The following is a 25673-nucleotide window of genomic DNA, read 5'->3' as shown; positions in this document are numbered from 1 at the left end:
TTTGGAATGCGTTTCCCCGTGGGAGCGAGCCTGCTCGCGAAGAGGCCCGAACGTCATCACAAATTTCTCTCATCGAAACCATCGGTGTGCTCAACCCATCAGGAGTTTCCATGACCAAGACCCCACACATCCCTGAACCGGATCTGGCTTACCTGCAAAAAGTCCTGCTGGAAATGCTCGCCATTCCCAGCCCCACCGGCTTCACCGACACGATCGTGCGCTACGTCGCCGAACGTCTTGAAGAGCTGGGCATTCCGTTCGAAATGACCCGGCGCGGCACCATTCGCGCGACGTTGAAGGGCAAAAAGAGCAGTCCTGACCGCGCGGTGTCTGCGCACCTGGACACCATCGGTGCCGCCGTCCGTGCGGTGAAAGACAACGGTCGCCTGACCCTCGCCCCGGTCGGTTGCTGGTCGAGCCGCTTTGCCGAGGGCAGCCGGGTCAGCCTTTTTACCGACACCGGCGTGATTCGCGGCAGCGTGCTGCCGCTGATGGCTTCCGGGCATGCGTTCAATACTCAGGTCGATGAAATGCCGATCAGCTGGGATCACGTCGAACTGCGTCTGGACGCCTACTGCACGACCAAGGCCGATTGCGAATCCCTGGGCATTCATGTCGGTGACGTGGTGGCGTTCGACCCGCTGCCGGAGTTCACCGAAAGCGGCCATATCAGCGCGCGCCACCTCGACGACAAGGCCGGCGTTGCCGCACTGCTCGCCGCACTGAAGGCGATTGTCGACAGCGGCCAGGAACTGAACATCGATTGTCATCCGCTGTTCACCATCACCGAGGAAACCGGCAGCGGCGCGGCGGCGGCATTGCCGTGGGACGTCAGCGAATTTGTCGGCATCGACATTGCGCCGGTCGCGCCGGGCCAGCATTCCAGCGAACATGCAGTGAGCGTGGCGATGCAGGATTCCGGTGGCCCGTATGACTATCACTTGTCCCGGCATCTGTTGCGCCTGGCCGATGAACACGAACTGCCGGTGCGCCGCGACATGTTCCGCTATTACTTCAGCGATGCGCACTCGGCGGTCACCGCTGGCCACGACATCCGCACCGCCCTGCTCGCTTTCGGCTGCGATGCCACGCATGGTTACGAACGCACGCACATCGACAGCCTGGCGGCGCTCAGCCGTTTGCTCGGCGCGTACATTCTGAGCCCGCCGGTGTTCGCCAGCGATGCGGCGCCGGCCAATGCCTCCCTGGACCGCTTCAGCCACCAGATCGAACATGACACGCAGATGGAAAGCGAGACCCGCGTACCGCCGGTGGACAGTCTGGTTGGGCAGCGTTCCGACAGTTAAGACTGGTTGCCTGAAACATCGCTATCGCGAGCAGGCTCACTCCTACATTGGGAATGCGTTCCCCTGTAAGAGTGAGCCTGCTCGCGATGGCGCCGGTCGAGGCACTACAAAAACTGGCAGGCAAAACCCAATCCCCGTAGCATCCCGACATTGATTTGACCGAGGTGCCCATGCTCATTCCCCACGACGCGCTTGAAGTCGACACCCTCACCCGCCTGATCGAGGATTTCGTCACCCGCGACGGTACCGACAACGGCGATGACACCCCGCTGGAAACCCGCGTACTGCGCGTGCGCCAGGCATTGACCAAAGGTCAGGCGCTGATCGTGTTCGACCCGGAAAGCGAACAGTGCCAGTTGATGCTCAAGCACGACGTACCCAAGCATCTGTTCGACTGAAACCGTCAGCCAGCCTTCGCTGCGGCCTCCTTGCGCTTGATCCGGTCATAGACCTCGGCGCGGTGCACATGGACTTTCTTCGGCGCCTCGACGCCGAAGCGCACGCTGGAGCCATTCACCGACAGAACACGCAGGGTGATGTCGTCACCGATTGAAATCAACTCACCGACCACACGGCTGAGTACAAGCATGGGATTCATCCTTCAGGACTGGCAAACCCTGAAGATGCGCGGCTTACAGCGGCTCCACAATGCATGACGAGCAAATCAGTCTTGCCCTACAGCCTCCCACGCCCGCAGCCGTCAGACGCTTCGCACAAAGGTATCAGGCGGCGGAAAAGCGCGGCCCCAACAGAATCACACTCGCACCGACCACGCACAGCGCCATGCCGATCCAGTCCGAGCCCAGCGGGCGCACCCGTTCGACGACCGCGAGCCAGCCGATCGAAGCGACGATGTAGATCCCGCCATACGCGGCATAGGCGCGCCCGGCGTAGGCCGCTTCAACACGGGTGAGCAACAGTGCGAACAGGGTCAGGCTAAGTAAAGCGGGAATCACCCACAACGCACTTTTGCCCTGGCGCAGCCACAAATAGAAAGCAAAACAGCCGGCGATTTCAAACAGCGCCGCCAGGAAGAACCACAGGTAATTAAGCATGGAATGCGTCTCGACAGGGTGACCATGGCGGCCACCCTAACCACGCGGCGGGCAACGAACAAGATCACGCGTTGTTTTGTCGGGCCTTGGCGCGCATTTTCTCCGCCATCGAAGTCATCTCGTTGTAGAGCAGTTGCGGATTTTTCTGTTTGAGCGCCCAGGCCATGCGCCCTTGTTCGTGGGGCAGGATCATGAACTCGCCGGCGGCGACTTGCTGATAGATGTATTCCGCAATATCGGCTGCACTGATCGGCGAACTTTCCAGCAACTTGCCGACCTGCGCTTTCATTGCCGGGGTCGGGCCGCGGAAGGAATCGAGCAAGTTGGTCTGGAAGAACGATGGGCAGACCACGTGCACCGCCACTTCCTGCTGCGCCAGTTCGATCAGCAGACTTTCCGACAATGCCACCACGCCCGCCTTGGCGACGTTGTAGTTGCTCATCGCCGGACCTTGCATCAGCGCGGCCATGGAAGCGATGTTGATGATCTTGCCCTTGCTCTGTTCCAGCAGTGGCAGGAACGCCTTGCAGCCTTTGACCACGCCCATCAGGTTGATCGCGATCTGCCAGTCCCAGTCTTCCAGGGACAGTTCGCTGAAAAACCCACCCGAGGCGACCCCGGCATTGTTGACGATGATGTCGATGCCGCCGAACTTCTCTTCACAGGCTTGGGCGAACGCGGTCAGCTGGCTGTAATCACGCACATCGCAGCGCTGGATGAAACCGTCGCCGCCCGCCTCGCGCACCAGTTTGAGGGTCTCCTGCAGGCCGGGTTCACTGACATCGGACAAGGCCAGCCGCCAGCCTTCACGGGCCCAGCGCAGCGCGATTTCGCGACCCAGGCCGGAGCCTGCACCAGTGATCATCATGCGATTTTGCATAGCGGACAGCCTTGTTGTTCCGGGAGAGATGCGCCGAGTGTAGCGAAGGAACTGCGTCGGCCCACGCTCCATCCAGTTGCTGAATGGAGGATCAAAAGATTGCTGCCCCCGCCAACTTCGCCATCCAATCCCGTAGGAGCTGACGAGTGCAACGAGGCTGCGATCTTTTCGCTGGAAAGGAAATAATAGAGCAATCCAAATACATTAAAAAAACATTGAATTTTTTTTCATTCGCGCAAGTCGGAACATGTAAGCCGGCTGGAATTTAGTTGCTATCCAGCTGCCCACTGAGCGTCAAGACTCTTCCAGACTCTGAACAAGGAAATCACCCATGGGCACAATTCTAATCATCATCCTGATCCTGTTGCTGATCGGTGGTCTGCCGGTCTTCCCGCACTCCAGAAGTTGGGGTTATGGCCCGTCGGGCATTATCGGCGTGGTGTTGGTCGTGCTGCTGGTGCTGTTGTTACTCGGCAAGATATGACGATTTGAAGCTGTAAAAAAAGAGGCCCTTTTTCAAGGGCCTCTTTTTTATTGCGTGGACTTCAACGAGTCATCAATCCGGCTTGCCGTGAATCACACCGGCGGTGTTATCGAGCAGGCTTTTGGTCGCGGTTTGCAGGAACGCCTCGAGTTTGAGTTTGAGTTCGGCAGTACGCGGCGCATTTGGCACAACTTCGGCGTGCGGAGTGGCACCGAGCTGGTATTGCCAGATTTTCGGACCCATGTCCTTGTCGCGCGGCAGCACCAGAATCTGGTCAGCGGTGACGATGGCGGTGGTCTGCTCGCTGCCCGATGGCTTGATCACACCGAAACCGGTGTCGCCCTCCGGCAGGTTGAGCAGGTCACGGCCCCAGCACTGGTGACGCACTTCACCACCGAGACGGCCCATGATGGTCGGCACGATGTCGATCTGCGTGCCCACGGTATGGTCACGGGCACCGAACTTCTGCTGAATGCCCGGGGCGATCATCAGCATCGGCACGTTGAAGCGGCCCAGATCCATTTCAGTGATCTGGCGCTCGTTGCCGAAGCCGTGGTCGCCGACGATGACGAACAGGGTTTCGTTGAAGTACTTCTCTTTGCGCGCCTTCTCGAAGAACTGGCCGAGCGCCCAGTCGGAGTAACGCATGGCGGTCAGGTGTTCGTTGAGGCTGCCACGGTCAGTCACGCGCTCGACCGGCAACGGTGTCGGCAAGGCGTACGGCGTGTGGTTGGACAGGGTTTGCAGCAGGGCGTAGAACGGCTTGCCGTTTTCCCGCGCCTTGAGCTCCTGCAGGCCACGATCGAACATGTCCTGGTCGGACACGCCCCAGGTCGGATCGGAGAAAACCGGATTGACGAAATCGTTACGGCCAACGAAGTTGGTCATGCCCTGGTTGCTGAAGAAGCCCGACTGGTTGTCCCAGGCGAAATCGCCGTTGTAGACGTACACGTCGTCGTAGTCGCGGGCACTGAGCACCTGCGGCAGGCCGGACAGCTTGTGGCTGCCTTCCGGAGTCTGCATCAGGTATTCGAAGCCGGGCAGGTTCGGGAAGCAGGCCATGGTCGCAAACATGCCCTGGTGGGTGTGCGTACCGTTGGAGAAGAAACGGTCGAACAGCAGGCCTTCCTTGGACAGCTTGTCCAGGTAAGGGGTGATGTTGCCCGGAGCACCCAGGGCGCCAACCGAGTGACCGGCCATGCTTTCCATCAGGATCACGACAACGTTCTTGATCGGCAGGGTCTTGTCGGCTGGCGGCATGTAATCACGGCGCACGGCGGCAATATCGGCGTCGACCAGTTTGTCGTCAGGCATCAGCAGCATGTCACGCACGATTTTCTGCGCCTGTTCCTGCGGCAGCGTGGCTTTCCAGATGTTGTCGCGATCTTCGCCCCTGCGCGACTTGGCGGCCTCGATCAGCGACAGCGTGGCATTGAGACCGAGCTGGTTGGCGAAGTTGGAATCAGTGGTGTACACGTCACCCCAGCGCATTGGCGGGCCTTGACGCAGGGTGCCACGGGCGGCAACCACGCAGATCAGCAGGCAGACCACAAACACCGCCAGGCGGGTGTACCACGGCGCAACCTGACGGGAGCTGACGCTGCCGCCGCTGAACGGGCCGCGCGGGCGGGTGGCGCGGTCGGCGCCCTTGAATGCCAGGGTCAGAATGACCGTGCCGATGACCCACGCCAGCAGGTAGCGCACCACCGGGAAACCGTACCAGAGCATGCTCATCACGGTTTTCGGATCTTCTCTCACGTATTGGAACACCAGACCGTTGAGGCGCTGGTGAAACTCGCGGTAGAAGTCCATCTCCATCAGGCCGAGGAACAGCGCGATGCTCGAGGCGATGGTCAGCCACAGGCGAAAGAAGCCGCGCGCGGCCATGGCCCGGGCGCTGAACAGCGCCAGCACCAGCGGAATGCACAGGTACACCACCAGGCGCAGGTCGAAACGCAGACCGTTGACGAACGCTTCGAGGAAGGTCGCGGCCGGGGTGTCGAGGATCATCTCGCGGTTGTAGACCAGCAGCGCGAGGCGCAGCGCGGAAAACATGACCATCATGACCAGTGCGCACAGCAGCGTGTAGGCCAGATGCGATTTGACGGTCGGTTGCAGCAGGCGAGCAGAAGATCGCTGCTGATTCAGGGCGTCCGGGTTTGCCATGTCGTTTTAGGACCCATTGGAAGTTGAAGTTGCAAAAATACAGCGGCGCCAGGCCCTCTATTGGTCATTCCAGACCCCGGGGCGTGCGCGGTGCGCAAATGTTGCACGATCGTTCACACCATTGCCATTGATTACTGCCCTGCTCTTCGAGACTTTCATTCAAAGGGCTGACAGCGCTGTTGCAGGCAACAAGTGCGGGCGAATTGTCTTGAAGGCTTTGTGAAAATTTCGTGCAACGCATATCTGGAAATACAATTTAGAGACAAAACAAAACGCCCCGAACCGGTCGGGGCGTTTTGCTTAGAGCGCGAAGATTATTTCTCGGCGCGTTCTTTCAGCGCTTTCAGCGTATTGAATGGCGCATCGACGACGAACTTGTTGGCAACCATCGCCGGTACGCTGCCACCTGGCTCGGTGTGTACTTGATAGGTCACTTCGACCTGATCGCCTTTAGGCACGAACTTCCAGAAGCCTTTGACTTGCTGAACCCGGACGAAGCCTTTTTCTTCCGGCAGATAGGTCGGCACGCCTTCAAGATTCCGCGTCAGGCTGCCATCGGCACCTTCAACAGTGGTGATCTTCAACACCGAATCACGCGGGGTCACCGGCCATGGTGTATTGAATTGCGAATAGGTCCAGCTCAGATCGCCTTCATGCTTGAGCAGTTTCTGGCTCTTGCACTCGTGAATCCAGGCGCAGGCGCCGGAGACGTCTTCCTGCAAGGCGCGCAGTTTGGCGATGGTGGTCTTCATCAGCGCGACGCCCTGATAGGACTTGTAGTCCGAACCGGGTATTTCACTCAGGGAAACCTTGATACCGTCTTCGTTCTTGGCGACCTTCCAGTCTTCCGCCTGGGCGACCGAAGTAGCAAGTACGGCAGTCAGACCACACAACACAGCGATACGATGCAGCGAACCCATAGTGTTATTCCTTATTGTTGAAGTTCCGTTGGTGAACACATCACGCCGCCGTCATCTGCTCCCACCAGCCGATCAATCTGATCGCTTCTTCCGAGCTGCTGCCGCAGACCTCGACATCCGCAGCGAAACCCGAGCACACAGGCGGACGTTCCGGACGGCCGAAAATGCTGCACAGGTTATCGACCGACAGTTGCACGCAACGTTCGCCGGCGGGCTTGCCTTGGGGCATGCCGGGGATCGGTGAACTGATGGAGGGGGCAATGCAGCAAGCGCCACAGCCTTCGCGGCATTTCATGACGTACAGATCCTCGGGACGGGCGATGTGTAAAGAGACGGGGAACAGAGTAACCGCTAAAACGGCTGTTTCAAATTGCTGGAAGCGGGTTTTCAACGATAAGTAAAAGTGACCGGGCAGTCTCCGACGAAGCGTCTGGTCTGCGCATCACAGATGACCCGTTCTATTGTTTGAATTCAAAATCCAGCGCGGCGCCTTCCACATCGCGTCGCGCTTCATTGCGCAGTTGCAACTGCATTTCGTTGCTGAGCAAGCGGCCGTTGAGCTGGAAACCGGCGTCCTTCTCACCGAACATCTGCGGCAGGATCGCCTCGCGCTTGGGCAGCTCCACCGTGCCCTTGGGCTTCAACTCTTCAACCATATCCTTGGGCAGGCTGAGATCGAGTTTTGCCGGCGGCAATTTGGTCTTCGCCACTTCGCTGGCGGATTTCGATTTCGAGGCAACCGGGCGGCGCTTCTTCACTGTGGCGTTTTTTTTTGCCTGGGCTTTTTTTGCTGGAGCCGCGGTTTTCACGGTTTTGTTCGTCGTACTCGTCGCTGCCGGTTTTTCCTGGGCTGCGGCCGCCATGACACCCGGTACCTGACCGATCATCAGCCAACCCAACAATACCCACGCGGCAGGAACAATGGCTTTCATGGACCCAACGAACTAACGGCAGAGGGCCACATGCTCGCCTGTTGTGCGTCACATGACAAGCATCACCTGCCCCCTCGTTCAGAAACCGCCAGCGGTTTCCTGACACAGTTGCGTCGCCAACAGACCCAGCGTCATCAGTGCCCGCTCCGCCTCGCGATTCCACGGAATGCCGCAATTGAGGCGGATACAGTGGTTGAACTGCTCGGTGTTACTGAAGATCAGCCCCGGCGCGATGCTGATGCCTTGTTGCAGCGCGCGGACATGCAACTCCTGGGTGTTGACCCGTCCCGGCAAGCTCCCCCACAGGATGAAACCGCCGGTGGGCCGGGACATTTGCGTGCCCTCGGGGAAGTGCTGCTGCACCGCCAGCTGGAACGCGCTGAGGTTTTTTCGGTATTCCTGGCGGATGTACCGTAAATGCCGGTCATAACCGCCGTTTTCCAGATAGGCGGCGATCGCCATTTGCGTAACGCTGCACGCCGAATGGGTGCTGAAGGTTTGCAGTCGCTGGATTTCCTGCTGGTACTTGCCAGCGATCATCCAGCCGATGCGCACACCTGGCGACAAGGTTTTGGAGAAGCTCGAGCAGTAGATCACCCGATCCAGCCGGTCATAGGCTTTCAGCGCTTTGGTGCGGCCTTGCTCGAACATCAGTTCGCCGTAGATATCGTCTTCGACAATCTGAATGTCGAAATCCGAGGCCAGCCGCAGCAACTGTTTCTGCCGCTCTTCCGGCATGGTTCCGCCGAGGGGATTACTCAATCGCGTGGTCAGCACCAGTGCCTTGATCGACCATTGGTTGGCGGCCAGTTGCAAGGCTTCCAGGCTCATGCCGGTAGCGGGGTCGCTGGGAATTTCGATGACTTTCAGGCCAAGCAGATCGGCCAGTTGCAGCAGGCCGTAATAGGTCGGTGATTCCGCAGCGATCAGATCGCCCGGCCGGGTCAGCACGCGCAATGACATCTGCAGGGCATCGACACAGCCGTGGGTGATCACCACTTCCGACGGATCGACCACCACGCCGGCGTCACGCATGCGGATCGCGACCTGCCGGCGCAGCGGTTCGAAACCGGGGCTGAACATGTAGCTGAACGCCCGCGGACTGTGGAATCGGGTGACCTTGGCGAGCTGCTGATGCAGGGCACGCACCGGCAAATAATCGACACTCGGTACCGCAGCACCCAGGGGAAACACACCTTCGCGGCGGGACTCGACCAGCACCTGTTGAATGATGCTGCTGCGCGTGACCAGCCCCGGCCGCTCGACCCGAGCGATGTCCGGGGTCGGCGCGGTCAGCGCGGGGGTCTGGTGCACGTAATAACCCGATTGCGGACGCGCGCGGATCAGGCCCTGGTCTTCGAGGTTGGCATACGCCTGCAACACCGTCGCGTGGCTGACATTGAGCTGCGAACTCATCTTGCGCACCGAAGGCACGCGCTCGCCGGGTTGATAGACACCACGGCGGATGTCCTCGGCCAGTTGCTGAGCAATACGTTGGTAGAGCAAGAGATTGGTCATGACGCAGCACTCGATTTCACGGGCGTTTTATTCTTGTGTGAAACAATACCGGAACAGTTTAGAAGTGTACTGGGACAGTTGCCAGATTACTCGACCGTACAGTGCGGTGTCTGCCCCATCTGTACGGTTTTGCGCGGCAATCGACAGACGTAAAAAAGCCCGGCACTGCATGACAGGCCGGGCTTCCCAGAGACGCAACCCTCAGCGGGCGGCGCCGAGCTGGCCTTTTTCGTCGGAGAAAACAATTTCCACCCGGCGGTTCTGTGCCCTGCCGCGCTCGGAAGCGTTGGCGTCGACCGGGAACTGGTCGCCGTACCCTTCGACCTGAATGCGTTTTTCATCGACACCCAGATCGACCAGCACGTCAGCCACCGATTGCGCGCGGTCGCGGGACAGTTTGAGGTTTTCCTGCTTGCCGCCCGTGCTGTCGGTATAGCCCTCGATGCGCACCACGCGCTTGGGGTTCAGTTGCAGGAACTGAACGATCTTCAACACGACACGGTTGGCGGAGTTTTTCAGTTCCGCTTCGCCGGTGTCGAACAACACATCACCGAGAGTCATCACCAGACCACGATCGGTCTGCGTGGTGGCCAGCGCCACGATCTGTTCCTCCAGCCACTTGCCTTGCTGCTGCACGCTGAGCAGTTTCGACTCGCGCAGGGCCAGTTGCAGGCGCTGCCGCTCCAGTTCGAGCCTGGCCGCCTGCTCCTCGTTGAGTGCCTGGTTGGTGTGCTCGCGAGCGATTTCGCTGTAGCGCTGGCTCAGGTAGGCGTAATGCACAACGTCAGCGCCGCTGCCCCAATAAGTCGACAGACGATCGGCGCGGGCCAGGGATTCACCGGCGCGGATCACGTCTTTCGGCGCAATCCGCAGCACGTTGGAATCTTCCTTGACCTTCTGGAAATCAGCCCCGGCCTGTTGCAGCGCCGCCTCGCTGTGCTGGCCGGCGCAGCCGTAAAGGCTCGCGCACCCGGCGAGCAGCAGAATGCCAATAGCGTTGGATCTGAGGCTCATTGCGCTTCCCCCAGTTGCAGCTGCTTGCGCAGGCGGACAATGCGGGTATTGAGCACATTGAGTTGCTCTTCGCTTTTTTTCGTCAGCACCTTGGCTTCGGCCAGACGTGCATCCAGTTCGGCCTGCTCGGCACGCATGCGCGCATTGCGATAGGACTCGTCCGCCATGTTGCCTTTGGCGCGGTTGTACTTGGTTTCGGCCAGTTGCATTTCCGGCACTTCGTCAGCGGTGGCGCCGACTGCCTTGGCCTGCACGATGGCCTGTTCGGTCAGACGCATTTGTTCACTGGGTGCCGGATCGGTTGCGCACCCGGCCAGGGCCAGAACGGCCACAGCCGCGAAAAGAGGTCGAATACTCACTAAGAATCCCTACTGTTTTGGGGCACTGACAGGTTGTGGCGGCTGTTGCTGTTGCGCCTTCCAGCGCTCGATGTTGCGTTGCAGCGCGGCTTCCGTCAGTCCGGACGCGGGCAATTCTGTCATCTTTTTGGCGAGCTGTCCGCGCAACCACGGATCGTTGCAGGCCGAGTTATGGGAAACCGCGAGGAACAGCCCCGGACGATCAATGGGTTGCTCGAACGCCAACAGATCGCTGGTCATGCCCAATGTCTGCGCGGCGGCCAGGCCTGAGTAACGTCCGGCGAGGACATATTCCACCTCGCCCAACAGAAGTTTCTGTAGGGCCTGGGTAAGGTTGGCTGTCCGCGTCAGAGTCAGATTCTGCTCGGCGAAAGTGCCGAATGCCTGGGTCATCCGAGACTTTTCCGACACCGCGCCGGTATGGCCTTTCAGATCGACCGCCTCGGCATAGGTCAGCGTCGAGCCTTTGCGCGTCCACACCAGATAGTCGTTTTCCAGCAGTGGCGGATGAATGAAGTCGAGGTTTTCCAGCTCATTCACGGTCAGCGGTGCGTCGGCGAGCATGTCCATGCGCCCGCTGCGCACTTCATCGAGCGCTTGCGAGCGTTTACCGGCATACAGCAGATCGACTTTGATGCCGAGGTCCTTGGCCACTTGCTGCAACAGATCGGCACTGGCACCGATCAAGCGCTTGGGGTTTTGCGGGTCCTGCCACAGGTACGGCGGCGCATCCGGGCTGCCGGTGACGACCAGGCGCTCGCACTTGCCAGCGGCCGTGGCCAGACCTGGCAACAGCATCAATCCCAACAACCATCCGCAGCGCAGATCCATGGCAAACCGCTCCCCACTCAAATCCGAGACAAAAAAAAGCCCGACCAACAGGCCGGGCTCTTTATAAGTGAAGCCGCCGGATTAGACCAGCTTCTCCAGCTCAGGTACTGCTTCGAACAGATCAGCCACCAGACCGTAATCGGCCACCTGGAAGATCGGCGCTTCTTCGTCCTTGTTGATCGCAACGATCACTTTGGAGTCTTTCATACCGGCCAGATGCTGGATCGCGCCGGAGATACCGACGGCGATGTACAGCTGCGGCGCAACGATCTTGCCGGTCTGACCGACCTGCATGTCGTTCGGTACGAAACCTGCGTCGACCGCAGCGCGGGAAGCGCCAACAGCTGCGCCGAGCTTGTCGGCCAGAGCGTACAGGTGTTTGAAGTTGTCGCCATTCTGCATGCCACGACCGCCGGAAACGACGATCTTTGCAGCGGTCAGCTCAGGACGATCGGACTTGGCCAGCTCTTCGCTGACGAAGCTCGACGTACCGGCGTCGTGGGCAGCGCCAACCGCTTCAACGGCAGCCGAACCACCTTCAGCGGCAACCGGGTCGAAACCGGTGGCGCGCACGGTGATCACTTTGATCGCAGCAGTCGATTGCACGGTAGCGATGGCGTTACCGGCGTAGATCGGACGCTTGAAGGTGTCAGAGCTTTCCACCGAGATGATCTCGGATATCTGGTCAACGTCCAGCGCAGCAGCAACGCGCGGCAGGATGTTTTTGCCGTTGGAGGTCGCGGCAGCCAGGATGTGGCTGTAGCCAGCGCCGAGTTCGGCTACCAGCGGCGCGATGTTTTCCGGCAACTGATGCGCGTAGGCGGCGTTGTCAGCGTTGAGGACCTTGCTCACGCCAGCGATTTTCGCCGCGGCTTCGGCCACCGGGCCAGCGCCCTGACCTGCCACCAGCACGTGGATGTCGCCGCCGATTTTGGCAGCGGCGGCCACGGTGTTCAGTGTGGCCGGGGCCAGCACTTTGTTGTCGTGTTCAGCGATTACCAAGATAGTCATTTTTAGATTACCTTCGCTTCGTTTTTCAGTTTCTCGACCAGTTCAGCCACCGACTTGACCTTGATGCCTGCGCTGCGTGCTGCCGGCGCTTCGACTTTCAGAGTCTTGTTGGTGGAGGCGGTGGAAACGCCCAAAGCGTCCGGAGTCAGCACTTCGAGAGGCTTCTTCTTGGCTTTCATGATGTTTGGCAGAGACGCATAGCGCGGCTCGTTCAAACGCAGGTCGGTGGTGACGATGGCCGGCAGTTTCAGCGAAACGGTCTGCGCGCCGCCGTCGATCTCGCGGGTCACGGCAACGCTGTCGCCGGAGACTTCGACTTTCGAAGCGAACGTGCCCTGACCGTAGCCGCTCAGTGCAGCGAGCATCTGACCGGTCTGGTTGTTGTCGCTGTCGATCGCCTGTTTGCCAAGGATCACCAGCTGAGGCTGTTCCTTGTCGACGACGGCCTTGAGCAGCTTGGCCACGGCCAGCGAAGTCAGGTCTTCAGCGGATTCGACGAGGATGGCGCGGTCGGCACCCAGAGCCAGTGCGGTACGCAGCTGCTCCTGAGCGGTGGTCGGGCCGATCGAGACGACGACGATTTCAGTCGCAACGCCCTTCTCTTTCAGGCGAACGGCTTCTTCCACGGCGATTTCGCAGAATGGGTTCATCGACATCTTGACGTTGGCGAGGTCGACGCCGGAATTGTCCGCCTTGACGCGGACCTTGACGTTGTAATCCACAACGCGTTTGACAGCTACAAGAACCTTCATGGATTCCTCGTTACTCTCCGGTGAAAAGAAAGTCGCCTAGGCGAACCTGGCGGATGATGCTCATCGGGCGACAAGGGCACCTCTAAAAACGCCGGCTTGAATGTGAGGTGATTCACTTGGCGAAGGGAGATGACCGTTCGTCAGGGGTGACTGCCGGGTCATTCATTCCCACGCTGTGTAAACTGCGCGCCGGACTTGCGCTGCGCATCACCGTCTACTGCCTGTGCCCTGTCTTTAGAGGTGCTCTTGAAACCGCCAGTCTGCCTACGGCGAGCGCAAAACCGCCCGTATCTTGACCGGAACGCCCATTCTGGTCAATACGCCAAAATGCCCTGTCATAAGCCGCGCTTCTTTGATTTATCAGGGCTGGAGGCGATTCAAACAAACGTTTGTATTGGACGCTAGGAGTGGTGTAGATATAATGCGCCGCCTAGAGAGAAAGGTAGATTCGCCAATATTCCCTTTGACGTTAACGTAAAGGCAATACGGAAGCGACATCAAACCTCCAAATCAGAAAAAAAACTGTTGAGCCTTGAGTAGGAGATAGCCTGTGGAACGCGAATACATGGAATTCGACGTCGTCATCGTCGGTGCCGGCCCCGCTGGTCTGTCCGCCGCCTGCCGCTTGAAGCAGAAGGCCGCTGACGCCGGTAAGGAAATCAGCGTCTGCGTGGTCGAAAAAGGCTCCGAAGTCGGCGCGCACATCCTCTCCGGTGCGGTGTTCGAACCCCGCGCATTGAACGAACTGTTTCCAGACTGGAAAGCACTCGGCGCACCGCTGAACACGCCAGTCACGCGCGATGACATTTTCGTGCTGAAAAACGCCGACAGCGCGCAGAAGATCCCCGACTTCTTTGTGCCCAAGACCATGCACAACGAAGGCAACTACATTATCTCCCTCGGCAACCTGTGCCGCTGGCTGGCTCAACAGGCCGAAAACCTCGGTGTGGAAATCTACCCGGGCTTCGCCGCTCAGGAAGCGCTGATTGATGAAAACGGCGTGGTGCGCGGGATCATCACCGGTGATCTGGGCGTCGATCGCGAAGGCCATCCGAAAGAAGGCCTGTACACCCCGGGCATGGAATTGCGTGGCAAATACACGCTGTTCGCCGAAGGCTGCCGTGGCCACATCGGCAAGCAACTGATCAAGCGCTACAACCTCGACAGCGATGCGGACGTTCAGCATTACGGCATCGGTCTGAAGGAAATCTGGGAAATCGACCCGGCCAAGCATCAGCCAGGCCTGGTGGTGCACACCGCAGGCTGGCCGCTGGACATCATGGGCACCGAGAACACCGGCGGCTCGTTCCTTTATCACTTGGAAAACAATCAGGTAGTGGTCGGTCTGATCGTCGACCTGTCCTACAGCAACACTTACCTGTCGCCATTCGACGAATTCCAGCGCCTCAAGCATCACCCGGTGCTCAAGCAATACCTGGAAGGCGGCAAGCGCGTCAGCTACGGCGCCCGCGCCATCGCCAAGGGCGGCCTGAACTCGCTGCCGAAAATGGTCTTCAAGGGCGGCGCGCTGATCGGTTGCGACCTCGGCACCCTGAACTTCGCCAAGATCAAAGGCAGCCACACTGCGATGAAGTCCGGCATGCTCGCGGCTGAATCGGTGGCAGATGCGCTGTTCGCCGAGCAGGATTGCACGGTCGAACTGACGACTTACGTCGACGCGTTCAAGAACAGCTGGCTGCACGAAGAACTGTTCGCCAGCCGCAACTTCGGCGCGGCGATTCACAAGTACGGCGCGATCATCGGCGGCGGTTTCAACTGGCTGGACCAGAACATCTTCGGCGGCAAACTGCCGTTCACCCTGCGCGACACCAAGCCGGATTACGCCTGCCTCAAGCTCGCGGCCGACTGCAAGAAGATCGACTATCCGAAACCCGACGGCAAACTGAGTTTCGACAAACTCAGCTCGGTGTTCATCTCCGGTACCAACCACGAAGAAGAACAGCCGTGCCACTTGAAGCTGACCGACCCGAGCATCCCGATCAGCAAGAACCTGCCGCTGTACGACGAACCGGCGCAGCGCTACTGCCCGGCCGGCGTATACGAAGTGATCACCAAGGAAGACGGCGAGAAGCGCTTCCAGATCAACGCCCAGAACTGCGTGCACTGCAAGACCTGTGACATCAAGGACCCTGCGCAGAACATCACCTGGGTGGCGCCGGAAGGTGCCGGCGGCCCGACTTATCCGAACATGTAAGTCGACGCGCTGAACAACAAGGCTCCCGAAATGGGGGCCTTTTTGTTGCCCAAAATTCCTGCAACACCGCCGAACCAATGTAGGAGCGAGCCTGCTCGCGATAGCGGTGCTTCAGTCAGCATCATCGTCAACTGATACACCGCTATCGCGAGCAGGCTCACTCCCACAGGGGATTATCGTCGGCTCAAGCAGCGCGCTCATCGCCCGGGCTACGTTCGAAGTAGCGCTTGTACTCGCGGCTGAACTGCGACGTGCTCTGATACCCCACCCGATGCGCCACCTGTGCCACCCCCAGCCCTTCCGCCACCAGCAGCGTCTGCGCCTTCAACAAGCGCAAACGCTTGAGATACTGCACCGGCGACAACAACGTGCTGCGTTTGAAATGCTCGTGGAAGGTCGACACGCTCATGTTCGCGCAACCGGCGAGGGTCTCGACATTCAGCGGCTCGGTGTAGTGCGCATGCAGATGGCTGATCGACGCCGCCACCCGGGCGAATTGCCCTTGTTGCTCGACCAGCGCGCGCAACACATCTGCTTGCGGCCCGCGCAGCGCGACGAACAATAATTCGCGGACCCGCGCCGGGCCGAGAATCTGGCATTCCAGCGGATCGTGCAGACAGCTGAGGAGGCGTTCGACGCAACCGCGCATGCCGTCATCGAGCACCACCGAGGTCATCGACTCCGGTGTCTGCGCCGGAATATGCCGCCCCGGCGCCAGCCCCATGGCCAGCACCAGTTCGCCGAGCAGTACGCGATCGATCGCCACCGAGACCCCAAGCAACGGCGCATCGGGCAAGGCAAAGGTTTCGCATTCGAACGGCACCGGCAGCGCCTGGATCAGGTAATGCCCAGCCCCGTATTCCATGGTGCGTGGGCCGAGAAACGCCAGTTTGCTGCCCTGGGCGATGATCATCAGGCTCGGCTCGTAAATGTGCGGGCCGCGGGCGACGTCGCAACTGGCGCGCAAAATCTGCACACCGGGCAGGCCGGTCTGGCTGTAGCCATCGCGCAGCGCCAGCGGTTCGATCAGCGAAACCAGCCGGGCATTGGCATCAAGATGACGGGTCAACTGCATCGAATAGGTCTTCGTAAAAAAATCAGGAAAAGGGGATGAAAACATGATCGCAGATCTGCTGGCCAATACGACCGCCGCAACCCGCATCCCGGAGGATTAGGCATGAGACCCGGAGAAATCGTCATGGCCGCACCCGCGCCCGGCGCCCAGAATTCACCGCCTCACTTGTCACTGTTTTTGCGAGGTCACTCATGTACACCGCCATCGGCTATGCCGCCCAATCGGCCACCACTCCCCTCGCCCCGATGAAATTCGAACGCCGCAGCCCGCGCGCGGACGACGTGGCGATCGAAATTCTCTACTGCGGCGTCTGCCACTCCGACATCCATCAGGCCCGCAACGAATGGGGCATCGCCGTTTATCCGCTGATGCCCGGCCACGAGATCGTCGGAAAAGTCACCGCTGTCGGTGCGAATGTCACCCGTCACAAGGTAGGCGATCTGGTTGGCGTCGGCTGCATGGTCGATTCCTGCCGCAGTTGCGAAGCGTGCCAGGCGAACCTCGAGCAATATTGCCTCGAAGGCCCGACCATGACTTACGCCACCCCGGACCGGGTCGATGGCAGCAACACCATGGGCGGTTATTCGGACAGCATCGTGGTCAGCGAACACTTTGTCGTGCGCATCCCGGAACGCCTGGCGCTGGCCAGCGCCGCACCGATTCTCTGCGCCGGCATCACCACCTACTCGCCGCTCAAGCACTACGGCGTCAAGGCCGGTGACAAGGTCGGGATTCTCGGCATGGGTGGCCTCGGTCACATGGGCATCAAGTTCGCCAAAGCCATGGGCGCGGAAGTCACGCTGTTTACCCGCTCGGCAAGCAAGGCTGAAGAAGGTCGCCGTCAGGGCGCCGATCACGTCATCGTCTCCACCGACGCAGAACAGATGAAGGCCGCGGCCGGTTATTTCGACTTTCTGCTCGACACCATTCCGGTACAGCACGACCTCAACCCGTACCTCGACACCTTGCGCTTCGATGGCGTGCACATTCTGGTCGGTCTGATCGAGCCGGTGAACCCGCCGGTCCACGCCGGCAAACTGGTGATGAGCCGTCGCGTACTGGCCGGCTCGCTGATCGGCGGTATCGCCGAAACCCAGGAGGTGCTGGATTTCTGCGCCGAGCACAACATCACCTGCGACATCGAAATGCTCGACATCCGCAATATCAACGAAGCCTACGCGCGGATGATTGCCGGTGACGTGAAGTACCGTTTCGTCATCGACATGGCGACGCTGAAGGCTTAAACCTTCACGGCTTACACCTTCAAGCCAAGCTCCGCCGACAGCCGGGTTGTGACCCCTTTGAGCAGGGGGATCAACTCGGCCATTTTTTCCAGCGGCATGTATGGCACGGTGCTGGCGATGCTGATCGCGGCGACAATGCCCTTGCTCGCATCGCGAATCGGCGCCGCCACGCAGCGGATCGACGGTTCGTTGTCTTCCAGATCGAAGGCGTAGCCACCGGTGACGTACTCGCCCATGCGCTGCTCGAGCTGTTCCCACGACTGCTGGGGATGCTGCGGCCAGAACTGACTTTTGCCACCCGCCGGAAGGCTGATGTCATACAGCCGCCGCCAATCCTGCGGCGAGTCATCGAGCATCAATGCCTTGCCGATCCCGGTGCGCACCAGCGGCATGCGATGGCCGACCCGAGAGCGCATTTCCGGGCCGTTGCGCCCAGGATTCTTCAGCAGATACAACACCTCGTCGCCTTCGCGAATGCCCAGATGCACGGTATCGCCGGTCAGCGCCGACAACTCGTCCAGATACGGCCCGGCTAGGGTCACCAGCGGCAACTCTTCGCGGGCCTGAAAGCCCAGTTCGATCAGCTTCGGCCCAAGCAGATAACCGATTTGCGGGACCACGCGCAGATAACGCTCGTCGACCAGGCAACTGGCCAGCCGATGGGTGGTGCTGCGCGTGGTGCCGATCAGCCGGGCGATCTCCTTGAGATCACGTGCGCCGCTGGCCACCGCTTGGACTACACCGAGGCCGCGCAGCAGCGTCTGGGTGCCGGTGGGCGCGGCGTCCTTGGTTTTTTCCGGGGCGTCTTCCTGCATATCCAGCCTTTTACCGTTGAGCGAAGGAACGGGCGGCATTATGGTCGCCCGACGCAGGGCACTACAACTCGATACGCTCGACCTTGCCCACCAGCAGCACGTAGGACAGGGCACCGACCAGCGCGAGCACGGCGATGTAGGTAATCGCCGGCGCGAACGAATCGCCGCTGGCGAGGAAGCCGATCACGATTGGCGTCGCGATCGCCGAGAGGTTGCCGATGAAGTTGAACACGCCGCCGGTCAAGCCGAGCAAACGCGCCGGCGCCAGCGTCGACACCAGCGACCAGGTGATCGAGGCCAGACCGTTGCCGAAAAATGCCAAGGCCAGGAAGGCGATCACCAGCGGCGTCGACTCGACGAAGTTGGCGCCGATGATCGAGGTCGAAATCAGCAGCCCGCCAATGATCGGCAACTTGCGCGCGAAGCCCACGGTGTAGCCACGGCGGATGAGGAAGTCGGAAAAGAATCCCGAACACAACACCCCCACGAACGCGGCGAGAAACGGCAGCGACGCGAGCAGGCCGGACTTGATGAAGTCCATGCCGCGATATTTCACCAGGTAGGTCGGGAACCAGGTGAGGAAGAACCACAGGGTCGAGTTCAGGCAGAACTGGCCGAGGTAGATGCCCCACAACTTGCGTTTGCTGAGGACGATGCCCAGATCGGTCCAGCTGAATCTGGCTTTGACCTTGGCCGCGTCAGCCTGGATATCGACCAGCCCGCCACCCTCGCGGATCAGATCGATTTCCGCCTCATTGGCGCCTTTGAAATCGCGCGGCTCGCGATACACCGCGTACCAGATCAGCGCCCACAGAATACCCACGGCGCCGGTGGCGACGAACACCATGTGCCAGCCGAATTCATGTTGCAGCCACGCCAGCACTGGCGTCAGGAAGGCCAGACCGACGAACTGCCCGGAGGTGTAGAAACCGATCGCCGTGGCGCGTTCGCGCTCGGGAAACCAGGTGGTGACCACGCGGCTGTTGATCGGATAGGCCGGCGCTTCCAGCGCACCGACGGCCATGCGCAGCACGAACAGTGCGATGAAGCTGCTGACGAAACCGAGCATCACCGTGGCCACCGACCACAGCAGCAGCGCGACGCTATAAAGGATCCGAGGCGGCACGCGATCGACCAGCCAGCCGCCGGGGATCTGCATCGCGGCATAAGTCCAGCCGAAAGCGGAGAAGATCAGCCCGACGTGTACCGGATCAATGCCCAGCTCACTGGTCAGCGCCGGTGCGGCAATCGACAGGTTACTGCGGTCGAGGTAGTTGATGACCACGGTGATGAACAGCAACACCATGATGAAAAACCGCTTGCGGCTGGGCGTGACTAAAGACGCCTGCCCGGAGAGGGTGTGCGTTTGCATGAGGAGAGCCTCTTTTTATGTTTATTGAGGTCGGCCTGAGGCCTTGCACAAATCCCTGTAGGAGTGAGCCTGCTCGCGATAGCGCTCTGTCAGTCACAAACATTCCGGATGTAAAACCGAATCGCGAGCGGGCTCACTCCTACATTGGGATTGTGGTGTTTCGCAGACGACTTACCACTCGGCAAAGCTGCCATCGGCATGGCGCCAGATCGGGTTGCGCCAGCGGTGGCCGACGGCGGCGCGTTCGATCACGTATTCCTCGTTGATCTCGATGCCCAGCCCCGGGCCGTTCGGAATTTTCACGAAGCCCTGATCGTAGTCGAACACCCGCGGGTCCTTCACATAGTCGAGCAAGTCATTGCTCTCGTTGTAATGGATGCCCAGGCTCTGCTCCTGGATAAACGCGTTGTAACAAGCCGCGTCGAGTTGCAAACACGCCGCCAGCGCAATCGGCCCCAACGGGCAATGCAGCGCCAGCGCGACGTCGTAGGCTTCGGCCATGTTGGCGATCTTGCGGGTTTCGGTGATGCCGCCGGCGTGGGACGCGTCCGGCTGGATGATGTCGACGTAGCCTTCGCTCAACACCCGTTTAAAATCCCAGCGCGAGAACAGCCGCTCGCCGAGGGCAATCGGTGTGCTGGTCAGCGGCGCCAGTTCTTTCAGCGCTTCGTAGTTTTCGCTGAGTACCGGCTCTTCGATGAACATCAGTTTGTAAGGGTCGAGTTCCTTCATCAGCACCTTGGCCATCGGCTTGTGCACGCGGCCATGGAAGTCGACGCCGATGCCGACGTTCGGCCCGACCGCGTCACGCACGGCGGCAACGTTGGCCAAGGCGAGATCGACCTTTTCGAACGTGTCGAGGAACTGCAGCTCTTCGGTGCCGTTCATTTTCACCGCAGTGAAACCACGGCTCACCGCCTCTTTCGCCGCACGCGCGGTGTCAGCCGGGCGGTCGCCGCCGATCCACGAGTAGACACGGATCTTGTCGCGCACCTGGCCACCGAGCAGGTCGCTGACCGAGACGCCGAGGGCCTTGCCCTTGATGTCCCACAGGGCCTGGTCGATACCGGCCAGCGCACTCATATGGATCGCGCCGCCGCGGTAGAAGCCGCCGCGATAGAGCACGGTCCAGATGTCTTCGATGTTGCGTGGGTCTTTACCGATCAGGTAGTCGGACAATTCTTCCACCGCAGCGGCGACCGTGTGCGCGCGCCCTTCGACCACAGGCTCGCCCCAACCGGTCACGCCCTCGTCGGTTTCGACCTTGAGGAAGCACCAGCGCGGCGGAACGATGAAGGTCGTGAGTTTGGTGATTTTCATCTCTGCTCTCTTTTGTAAATGCAGCTTTTATTAGATGCAGCGCACACAGCGCCAAAAAGTCTTTAACGCAGGGCTTTCCAGGCAGCCACGTAGGCCTTGGCATTGACCGCCACCTGCTCGGGCGTCATGCCCGGTTTGAACAGGCCGGAACCGAGGCCGAAACCTTTCACGCCAGCGTCGATAAAGGCCTGCATGTTGTCCGGGGTAATGCCGCCGACCGGCGCCAGCACCGTGCCGGCCGGCAACACCGCAAGCCAGGCTTTGACGACTGCCGGCCCCATCTGCTCGGCCGGGAACAGCTTGAGAATGTCCGCACCCTCGGCCAGCGCGGCGAAGGCTTCGGTCGGCGTCGCCACGCCCGGCGACAAGTACAGCCCCGCCGCTTTCGCCGCGCGCAACACCTTGGCATCGCAGTGGGGCATAACGATCACTTGTCCGCCAGCAGCTTTGACCTGCTCGACCTGCTCGGGGGTGAGCACCGTGCCGGCACCGATCAGGCAATCGGCGGGCAGCGCATCACGCAGAATGCGGATACTGTCGTACGGCGATGGGGAATTGAGCGGTACTTCGATGACGCGAAATCCGGCGGAATAAAGGACTTCTCCGACAGCCGCCGCTTCCTGCGGTTGCAGGCCACGCAGAATCGCGATCAGACCGTTTTGTGCCAGTGCTTGCTTGAGCATGTCAGGCCTCCAGTCAGGGTTAACGGGATGAGGAATCGATCAGTCCGGCGGCACGCGCCAGTTGCCACAGGCCACGCTCGGTCGCCTGCTCGGCCAGCGTCACCCGAGCAAAGCCGCAGGCGTCGAGGGCACGGCGATAACGCGTGCACAGTTGCGCATTGCCGATGAGTACGATCGATGGAAGATTCGCTTGATTGCGCCGGCGCCGCTGCACATTGGCGAGCGCGGCCAACTCGTGGCCGATCATCAGACCGGACAGATAATCCGCCTGAGCAGTCGGGATCAGTTCACCAGTGAGGCCGAGGGTACGGGCGCTGAACAGGGTCGAGAGCACACCGAGCTCGGCATCCGCCGACAGCGCGATTTGCACGCCACGGTCAAATGCCTGTGCGTCGAAAGTCAGGCTCGGCTGTTGGGTACGGCCAAGAATGCTGTGTTCGCTGAGTACGGCGAAGACTTCGCCAGTCATGAAGGTGTCGAAATGCGTGATGCGGCCATCGACCACTTCCACCCATTTCGAGTGGCTGCCGGGCAGGCCGATCAACAGATCGTTACCCGCCTCGGCCGGCAGACTTTGCAGCACGCCGAGGACTTGGGTTTCTTCGCCGCGCATCACATTCGGCAGCCGCGAACGCTGGATCACGCCCGGGACGATATGCACTGGCGTGCCGCGAAGACTGATAACGCTCTGTAGGGAATTTCCGAGATGGGCGACGTCGGCCGGCGTCTCGCAGTAAGCCGCTTCGCGCCAGCCCTGGGCACTGCCGACCATACCGCAAGCGATCACCGGCAGATCCGGCTGCGCGTCGAGCCAGTCACCGCAGGCTTCGTCGAAGGCCAGTTCAAAACCATCGGCGCATTCACGACCGTGGATGATTCGCGGAGTCTTGGGCAACTGCATGATCCCGGACGACAGCGCACGCTGCTCCAGCACCACACCGTCCGCCGCGAGTTTGTAAGCACGTAATGAGGTTGTCCCCCAATCGAGCGCGATCAATTGCGCCTGCATCGCTTCACCTGTTTTGTTTTTGGCAGTGAGTGCGACGGACTATAAACCTGGGCGGGTCAAAATCTCAATATATAAATACCAATCCCATATTTTGGGATGAGTAATCGCCCTGCTTTGGACTTGATGGGGGGATGGCTCAGTTGCGTTAGCGCATCGGTCGATGACCTAGGGAACCGAAACTCTCAAGTAACTCATCAAGCGCCCCCGACTCAGTATTTATTCACTTCTCTCATGAGATCTTTGACTGGAATCTTCATGACCTCCGATAAATAGACCCTGTAGGAGTAAGAGTTGATTCTGACTTTACAAGCTATAGACTGTTGACGAGCCACCAAGGCTCTTAATTCATCGCTGCTCATTAGCGTATAACTTGTCGAATCCTTAACCTTGTAAAACATCAGATCCGCTCTGAAGACTAGTCCCTCCCCTGACTTCACCGGCTCAACCCAGCCCTCGCCATATTCCTTCAGATCTTGAGGCATTGCGAAATCTGTTTCTTCGTCGAAAGAACAGAGAAGAGATTGGCTTATTTTAGATTTGAACAATGGCTCCACGTCGACATCAGAAGAGAACGTGACTTGGTAAATATTTCGATTGAGATAACGCTCCGTATTCATGTATTCAATATGGGCAATCGGCCGCCCGTGACTGATAGCGCATGACGCACATACCAAAAACATTGAAATCAGTAAAGATTTACGCACATTTCCTCCCTTTGAAGTGCTGTATCACTGACTGCATAAGAATATCCCTCGCTGACACTCCGCTACCTAATACGGCAATGTAGATAGCCCAGGCATCGGCATGATTCACATCAACCCGGCCGTTCATGTTCGGGCCGCTTGTCATGTCCCACTGCTCTCCAAAATCCGCCACGAGATCAGAAAAATTCCAGTCTTTGGCATCCGCTCTTACATTCACCCAATATTCAGCCTTGGGAGTAGGCTCTGTTTGATAAATATTTGATATGCCCCATACGATCTGACCCTCTCCGACGGGGTCCAGCGTAACCAATACCGGGATCCGATAGCCTTTGTCTGCCAGCACTTTAGACAAGTGAGCTCCATTCCAGCCTCCCAGGCTATGCCCGATAATGTAGACCGGAGTGGTCAGGTCGGGAATTTTCGCCAACACATTTGCATTAAGTCCCTCATCACTGGTGAAGGCGTTATAACCGATGTGGTGTGCGTCGTAGGTATCAGGGCAAAGACCTTCAGCGTCCATATTCTTGATGAATATTTTCAGAGCCTCCGCCACGTTATTGTTCGGGCCCGTTCCGTAATAACTTTCTTTATCTCCCGCTCCTCCAACGAAAAACAAAACAATTTTTTTCGGGCTAACGGTAGCCTGTTTTACGGTCCCGTCAGTTTTACAGGTTAATTTGTGTCACGACCAGTCTTTGACAGCCTTTCAATTCTGAATTTTCAGCGGCCATAGCTTCTTACTCTACGAACAATTTGATGGATTCAGGCAGGTGCGAGCTCACCGTGTGCGTGAAACCTGCTTCATCGGTAACGCCGTGTTCGACGCGCCCGTCACCCCGTTGAATCGCGTAGGGATGATTCGGCATGGGCTCTCCTGTGATCTCGTTGATCACTTGCATCCGATCGTTGAAATGCACCGGCATCGGCAGCAACCCGCTAAACGCGGCCCCTCCCCCGCTCTGGCCGATAATCACCGTGCCTGAGCCACCGATCACGACATTGCCATGCCCACCAGTGCTGTCGAGCATCGCGGCATTCAGGCCGTTAATGAAAACGGTGCCGGAGACCGCTCCGGTGATAGGGCTGCCACACGCTGATTTATCGGTCATGCGGGCAGCCGCGAGGCCATCGAAAAACACGTCCGGCGAGCCGGAGACTATCGGGTTGGTGCCGTGACCCGGCAGTGGGCAGGCGGTTGGGTCGGTGACGCGAGCTGCGGGTTTACCACTCAATTCAAAGCTCCTTGCTTAAGGGGTGCCGGGGATGGCTGATAGATATCGATGTCGGTCGCGGCAAAGCGCCAGCGATTGTCGACCGGGTCGAACAGAGCATGACAATGCTCACGGCTTTCAGACGATGTGGCGGTTTGTATGGCACGCCAGGCTTCGTCGGCTTGCCACCTCAACTCGGCAGGCGTTACATCATCAAGTTCATTGAGCCAGGCGTTGTAGTTGCGCAGGTGATTGCGCTCGAAAGTCGATTGCAGCAAGTCGCCCATTTGCACGCCAAGGTCCAGATGATGCCCGGAGGTCCAGCGCCCCACTTCGGAGTAGACGTGCCAGCCCATCGGTATCAACGCACCGTTCTTCAATAGAGAATGGCCAGCGAGAGCGACGAAGCCGCAACAGATGTGCAGCATCAGCCTGCCTTGATGAGCGTCGATAATCGCAGTTGGATCAAAGGTTCTCAGCGCTACCACGCGGTATTCGCCGAGGCCGGCGCTGCGCGACATCAACTCGGCGTCGAGCCGCGACACGAAAGCCCGAATAGCCAGGCCACCGGTGCGCTGGGCCATGCAGAGAATTTCGACAGCCTGTCGTTTCGGGTCGTCGGAAGAGCCGGTGGTTTTCACCAGGCCATACAGACGCATGGAAGCCTGCAGTCCGCTCATTGCAGGTCACTCATTGACACAGCGGGAGCTCCGCAGGCGCGGAGAAATGTTGCCAGAAGCATTGCAGGTGTCGTCCGTGAGCGCGCAAAAATGGCGCACAGAATGCCGGACTAGAG

General features: G+C 59.5%; 28 protein-coding genes. 5 read left to right on the top strand and 23 right to left on the bottom strand.

All coding sequences use genetic code 11. From position 1 onward, the window contains the following. Positions 1–110: 110 nt before the first annotated feature. Complete coding sequence (locus tag AEQ63_RS01070) at positions 111–1307, top strand: osmoprotectant NAGGN system M42 family peptidase (RefSeq protein WP_042607960.1); 1197 nt, start codon at positions 111–113, stop codon at positions 1305–1307. Positions 1308–1477: 170 nt separating this feature from the next. Further along, positions 1478–1705, top strand: a complete 228-nt coding sequence (locus AEQ63_RS01065) for a YheU family protein (RefSeq protein ID WP_003172962.1) — start codon at positions 1478–1480, stop codon at positions 1703–1705. Positions 1706–1710: 5 nt separating this feature from the next. Here AEQ63_RS01065 and csrA read toward each other — a convergent pair whose 3' ends face one another. The 3 genes from csrA to AEQ63_RS01050 form a co-directional block, all read right to left on the bottom strand. After that, entirely contained in the window at positions 1711–1896 is a 186-nt protein-coding gene (gene csrA, locus AEQ63_RS01060; RefSeq protein WP_024013891.1) for a carbon storage regulator CsrA, read from the bottom strand. A gap of 133 nt (positions 1897–2029) precedes the next feature. Further along, entirely contained in the window at positions 2030–2362 is a 333-nt protein-coding gene (locus AEQ63_RS01055; RefSeq protein WP_042607961.1) for a YnfA family protein, read from the bottom strand. 64 nt (positions 2363–2426) lie between these two features. Beyond that, complete coding sequence (locus AEQ63_RS01050) at positions 2427–3242, bottom strand: SDR family oxidoreductase (protein ID WP_064361485.1); 816 nt, start codon at positions 3240–3242, stop codon at positions 2427–2429. A 331-nt stretch (positions 3243–3573) separates the two neighbouring features. Between AEQ63_RS01050 and AEQ63_RS27010 the strand changes: the two genes are divergently transcribed. Continuing rightward, a complete protein-coding gene (locus AEQ63_RS27010; RefSeq protein ID WP_003183939.1) occupies positions 3574–3726 on the top strand; it encodes a DUF3309 family protein in 153 nt (50 codons plus the stop codon). Positions 3727–3798: 72 nt separating this feature from the next. Here the strand turns inward: AEQ63_RS27010 and AEQ63_RS01045 are convergent, their stop codons facing one another. The 10 genes from AEQ63_RS01045 to AEQ63_RS01000 form a co-directional block, all read right to left on the bottom strand. Next, entirely contained in the window at positions 3799–5892 is a 2094-nt protein-coding gene (locus AEQ63_RS01045; RefSeq protein ID WP_064361484.1) for an LTA synthase family protein, read from the bottom strand. A gap of 314 nt (positions 5893–6206) precedes the next feature. Beyond that, positions 6207–6812, bottom strand: a complete 606-nt coding sequence (locus tag AEQ63_RS01040) for an START domain-containing protein (protein ID WP_042610733.1) — start codon at positions 6810–6812, stop codon at positions 6207–6209. Between the two features lie 40 nt (positions 6813–6852). Continuing rightward, positions 6853–7107 (bottom strand): YkgJ family cysteine cluster protein, encoded by a 255-nt coding sequence (locus tag AEQ63_RS01035; RefSeq protein WP_042610732.1) that lies wholly within the window; start codon positions 7105–7107, stop codon positions 6853–6855. A gap of 163 nt (positions 7108–7270) precedes the next feature. Beyond that, a complete protein-coding gene (locus tag AEQ63_RS01030; protein WP_042610731.1) occupies positions 7271–7744 on the bottom strand; it encodes a hypothetical protein in 474 nt (157 codons plus the stop codon). Positions 7745–7822: 78 nt separating this feature from the next. Then, positions 7823–9262, bottom strand: a complete 1440-nt coding sequence (locus AEQ63_RS01025; RefSeq protein ID WP_064361483.1) for an aminotransferase-like domain-containing protein — start codon at positions 9260–9262, stop codon at positions 7823–7825. 201 nt (positions 9263–9463) lie between these two features. Continuing rightward, on the bottom strand, positions 9464–10276 hold the full coding sequence (locus AEQ63_RS01020; RefSeq protein ID WP_064361482.1) for an OmpA family protein: 813 nt from the start codon (positions 10274–10276) through the stop codon (positions 9464–9466). Beyond that, on the bottom strand, positions 10273–10635 hold the full coding sequence (locus tag AEQ63_RS01015; RefSeq protein WP_172667940.1) for a DUF4398 domain-containing protein: 363 nt from the start codon (positions 10633–10635) through the stop codon (positions 10273–10275). The genes AEQ63_RS01020 and AEQ63_RS01015 overlap by 4 nt, the downstream gene beginning before the upstream one ends. Positions 10636–10644: 9 nt before the next feature. After that, entirely contained in the window at positions 10645–11466 is an 822-nt protein-coding gene (locus tag AEQ63_RS01010) for a substrate-binding periplasmic protein (RefSeq protein ID WP_064361481.1), read from the bottom strand. 81 nt (positions 11467–11547) lie between these two features. After that, the gene (locus tag AEQ63_RS01005) at positions 11548–12477 is read right to left on the bottom strand and encodes an electron transfer flavoprotein subunit alpha/FixB family protein (RefSeq protein WP_064361480.1); all 930 of its coding nucleotides are present in this window, start codon (positions 12475–12477) and stop codon (positions 11548–11550) included. 2 nt (positions 12478–12479) lie between these two features. After that, positions 12480–13229 (bottom strand): electron transfer flavoprotein subunit beta/FixA family protein, encoded by a 750-nt coding sequence (locus tag AEQ63_RS01000; protein WP_007908338.1) that lies wholly within the window; start codon positions 13227–13229, stop codon positions 12480–12482. A 550-nt stretch (positions 13230–13779) separates the two neighbouring features. Here AEQ63_RS01000 and AEQ63_RS00995 point away from each other — a divergent pair. After that, positions 13780–15444 carry an electron transfer flavoprotein-ubiquinone oxidoreductase gene (locus tag AEQ63_RS00995; protein ID WP_064361479.1) on the top strand — a complete coding sequence of 555 codons (1665 nt, stop codon included), beginning with the start codon at positions 13780–13782 and terminating at the stop codon, positions 15442–15444. A gap of 184 nt (positions 15445–15628) precedes the next feature. Here the strand turns inward: AEQ63_RS00995 and AEQ63_RS00990 are convergent, their stop codons facing one another. Next, the gene (locus tag AEQ63_RS00990) at positions 15629–16519 is read right to left on the bottom strand and encodes an AraC family transcriptional regulator (RefSeq protein WP_016770956.1); all 891 of its coding nucleotides are present in this window, start codon (positions 16517–16519) and stop codon (positions 15629–15631) included. 191 nt (positions 16520–16710) lie between these two features. Between AEQ63_RS00990 and AEQ63_RS00985 the strand changes: the two genes are divergently transcribed. Next, a complete protein-coding gene (locus AEQ63_RS00985) occupies positions 16711–17763 on the top strand; it encodes an NAD(P)-dependent alcohol dehydrogenase (protein WP_039760107.1) in 1053 nt (350 codons plus the stop codon). 11 nt (positions 17764–17774) lie between these two features. On the opposite strand, the gene AEQ63_RS00980 is transcribed toward AEQ63_RS00985, so the two are convergent. The 9 genes from AEQ63_RS00980 to AEQ63_RS00940 all read right to left on the bottom strand — a co-directional run bounded on the left by AEQ63_RS00980 (position 17775) and on the right by AEQ63_RS00940 (position 25557). After that, entirely contained in the window at positions 17775–18578 is an 804-nt protein-coding gene (locus tag AEQ63_RS00980) for an IclR family transcriptional regulator (RefSeq protein WP_042610724.1), read from the bottom strand. A 61-nt stretch (positions 18579–18639) separates the two neighbouring features. After that, entirely contained in the window at positions 18640–19950 is a 1311-nt protein-coding gene (locus tag AEQ63_RS00975) for an MFS transporter (RefSeq protein ID WP_064361478.1), read from the bottom strand. 171 nt (positions 19951–20121) lie between these two features. Continuing rightward, entirely contained in the window at positions 20122–21270 is a 1149-nt protein-coding gene (dgoD, locus tag AEQ63_RS00970; RefSeq protein ID WP_016770960.1) for a galactonate dehydratase, read from the bottom strand. A 62-nt stretch (positions 21271–21332) separates the two neighbouring features. Beyond that, positions 21333–21953, bottom strand: coding sequence for a 2-dehydro-3-deoxy-6-phosphogalactonate aldolase (locus AEQ63_RS00965; RefSeq protein ID WP_064361477.1), 621 nt, complete (start codon positions 21951–21953; stop codon positions 21333–21335). Between the two features lie 19 nt (positions 21954–21972). After that, entirely contained in the window at positions 21973–22962 is a 990-nt protein-coding gene (locus AEQ63_RS00960) for a 2-dehydro-3-deoxygalactonokinase (RefSeq protein ID WP_064361476.1), read from the bottom strand. 209 nt (positions 22963–23171) lie between these two features. Continuing rightward, positions 23172–23666: a hypothetical protein gene (locus AEQ63_RS00955; protein ID WP_133247420.1), complete on the bottom strand. Its 495-nt coding sequence runs from the start codon at positions 23664–23666 to the stop codon at positions 23172–23174. Beyond that, positions 23659–24282, bottom strand: a complete 624-nt coding sequence (locus tag AEQ63_RS00950) for an alpha/beta hydrolase (protein WP_236705227.1) — start codon at positions 24280–24282, stop codon at positions 23659–23661. The genes AEQ63_RS00955 and AEQ63_RS00950 overlap by 8 nt, the downstream gene beginning before the upstream one ends. 121 nt (positions 24283–24403) lie before the next feature. Further along, positions 24404–24898, bottom strand: a complete 495-nt coding sequence (locus AEQ63_RS00945) for a PAAR domain-containing protein (protein WP_064361474.1) — start codon at positions 24896–24898, stop codon at positions 24404–24406. Next, positions 24895–25557 carry a hypothetical protein gene (locus tag AEQ63_RS00940; RefSeq protein WP_064361473.1) on the bottom strand — a complete coding sequence of 221 codons (663 nt, stop codon included), beginning with the start codon at positions 25555–25557 and terminating at the stop codon, positions 24895–24897. The genes AEQ63_RS00945 and AEQ63_RS00940 overlap by 4 nt, the downstream gene beginning before the upstream one ends. Between the last annotated feature and the right edge of the window lie 116 nt (positions 25558–25673).

The sequence above is a fragment of the Pseudomonas sp. RIT-PI-o genome (assembly GCF_001297215.1).
In the GTDB taxonomy this organism is placed as follows: Bacteria; Pseudomonadota; Gammaproteobacteria; order Pseudomonadales; family Pseudomonadaceae; genus Aquipseudomonas; species Aquipseudomonas moraviensis_A.
This window is presented reverse-complemented; position numbering and strand designations above follow the sequence as displayed.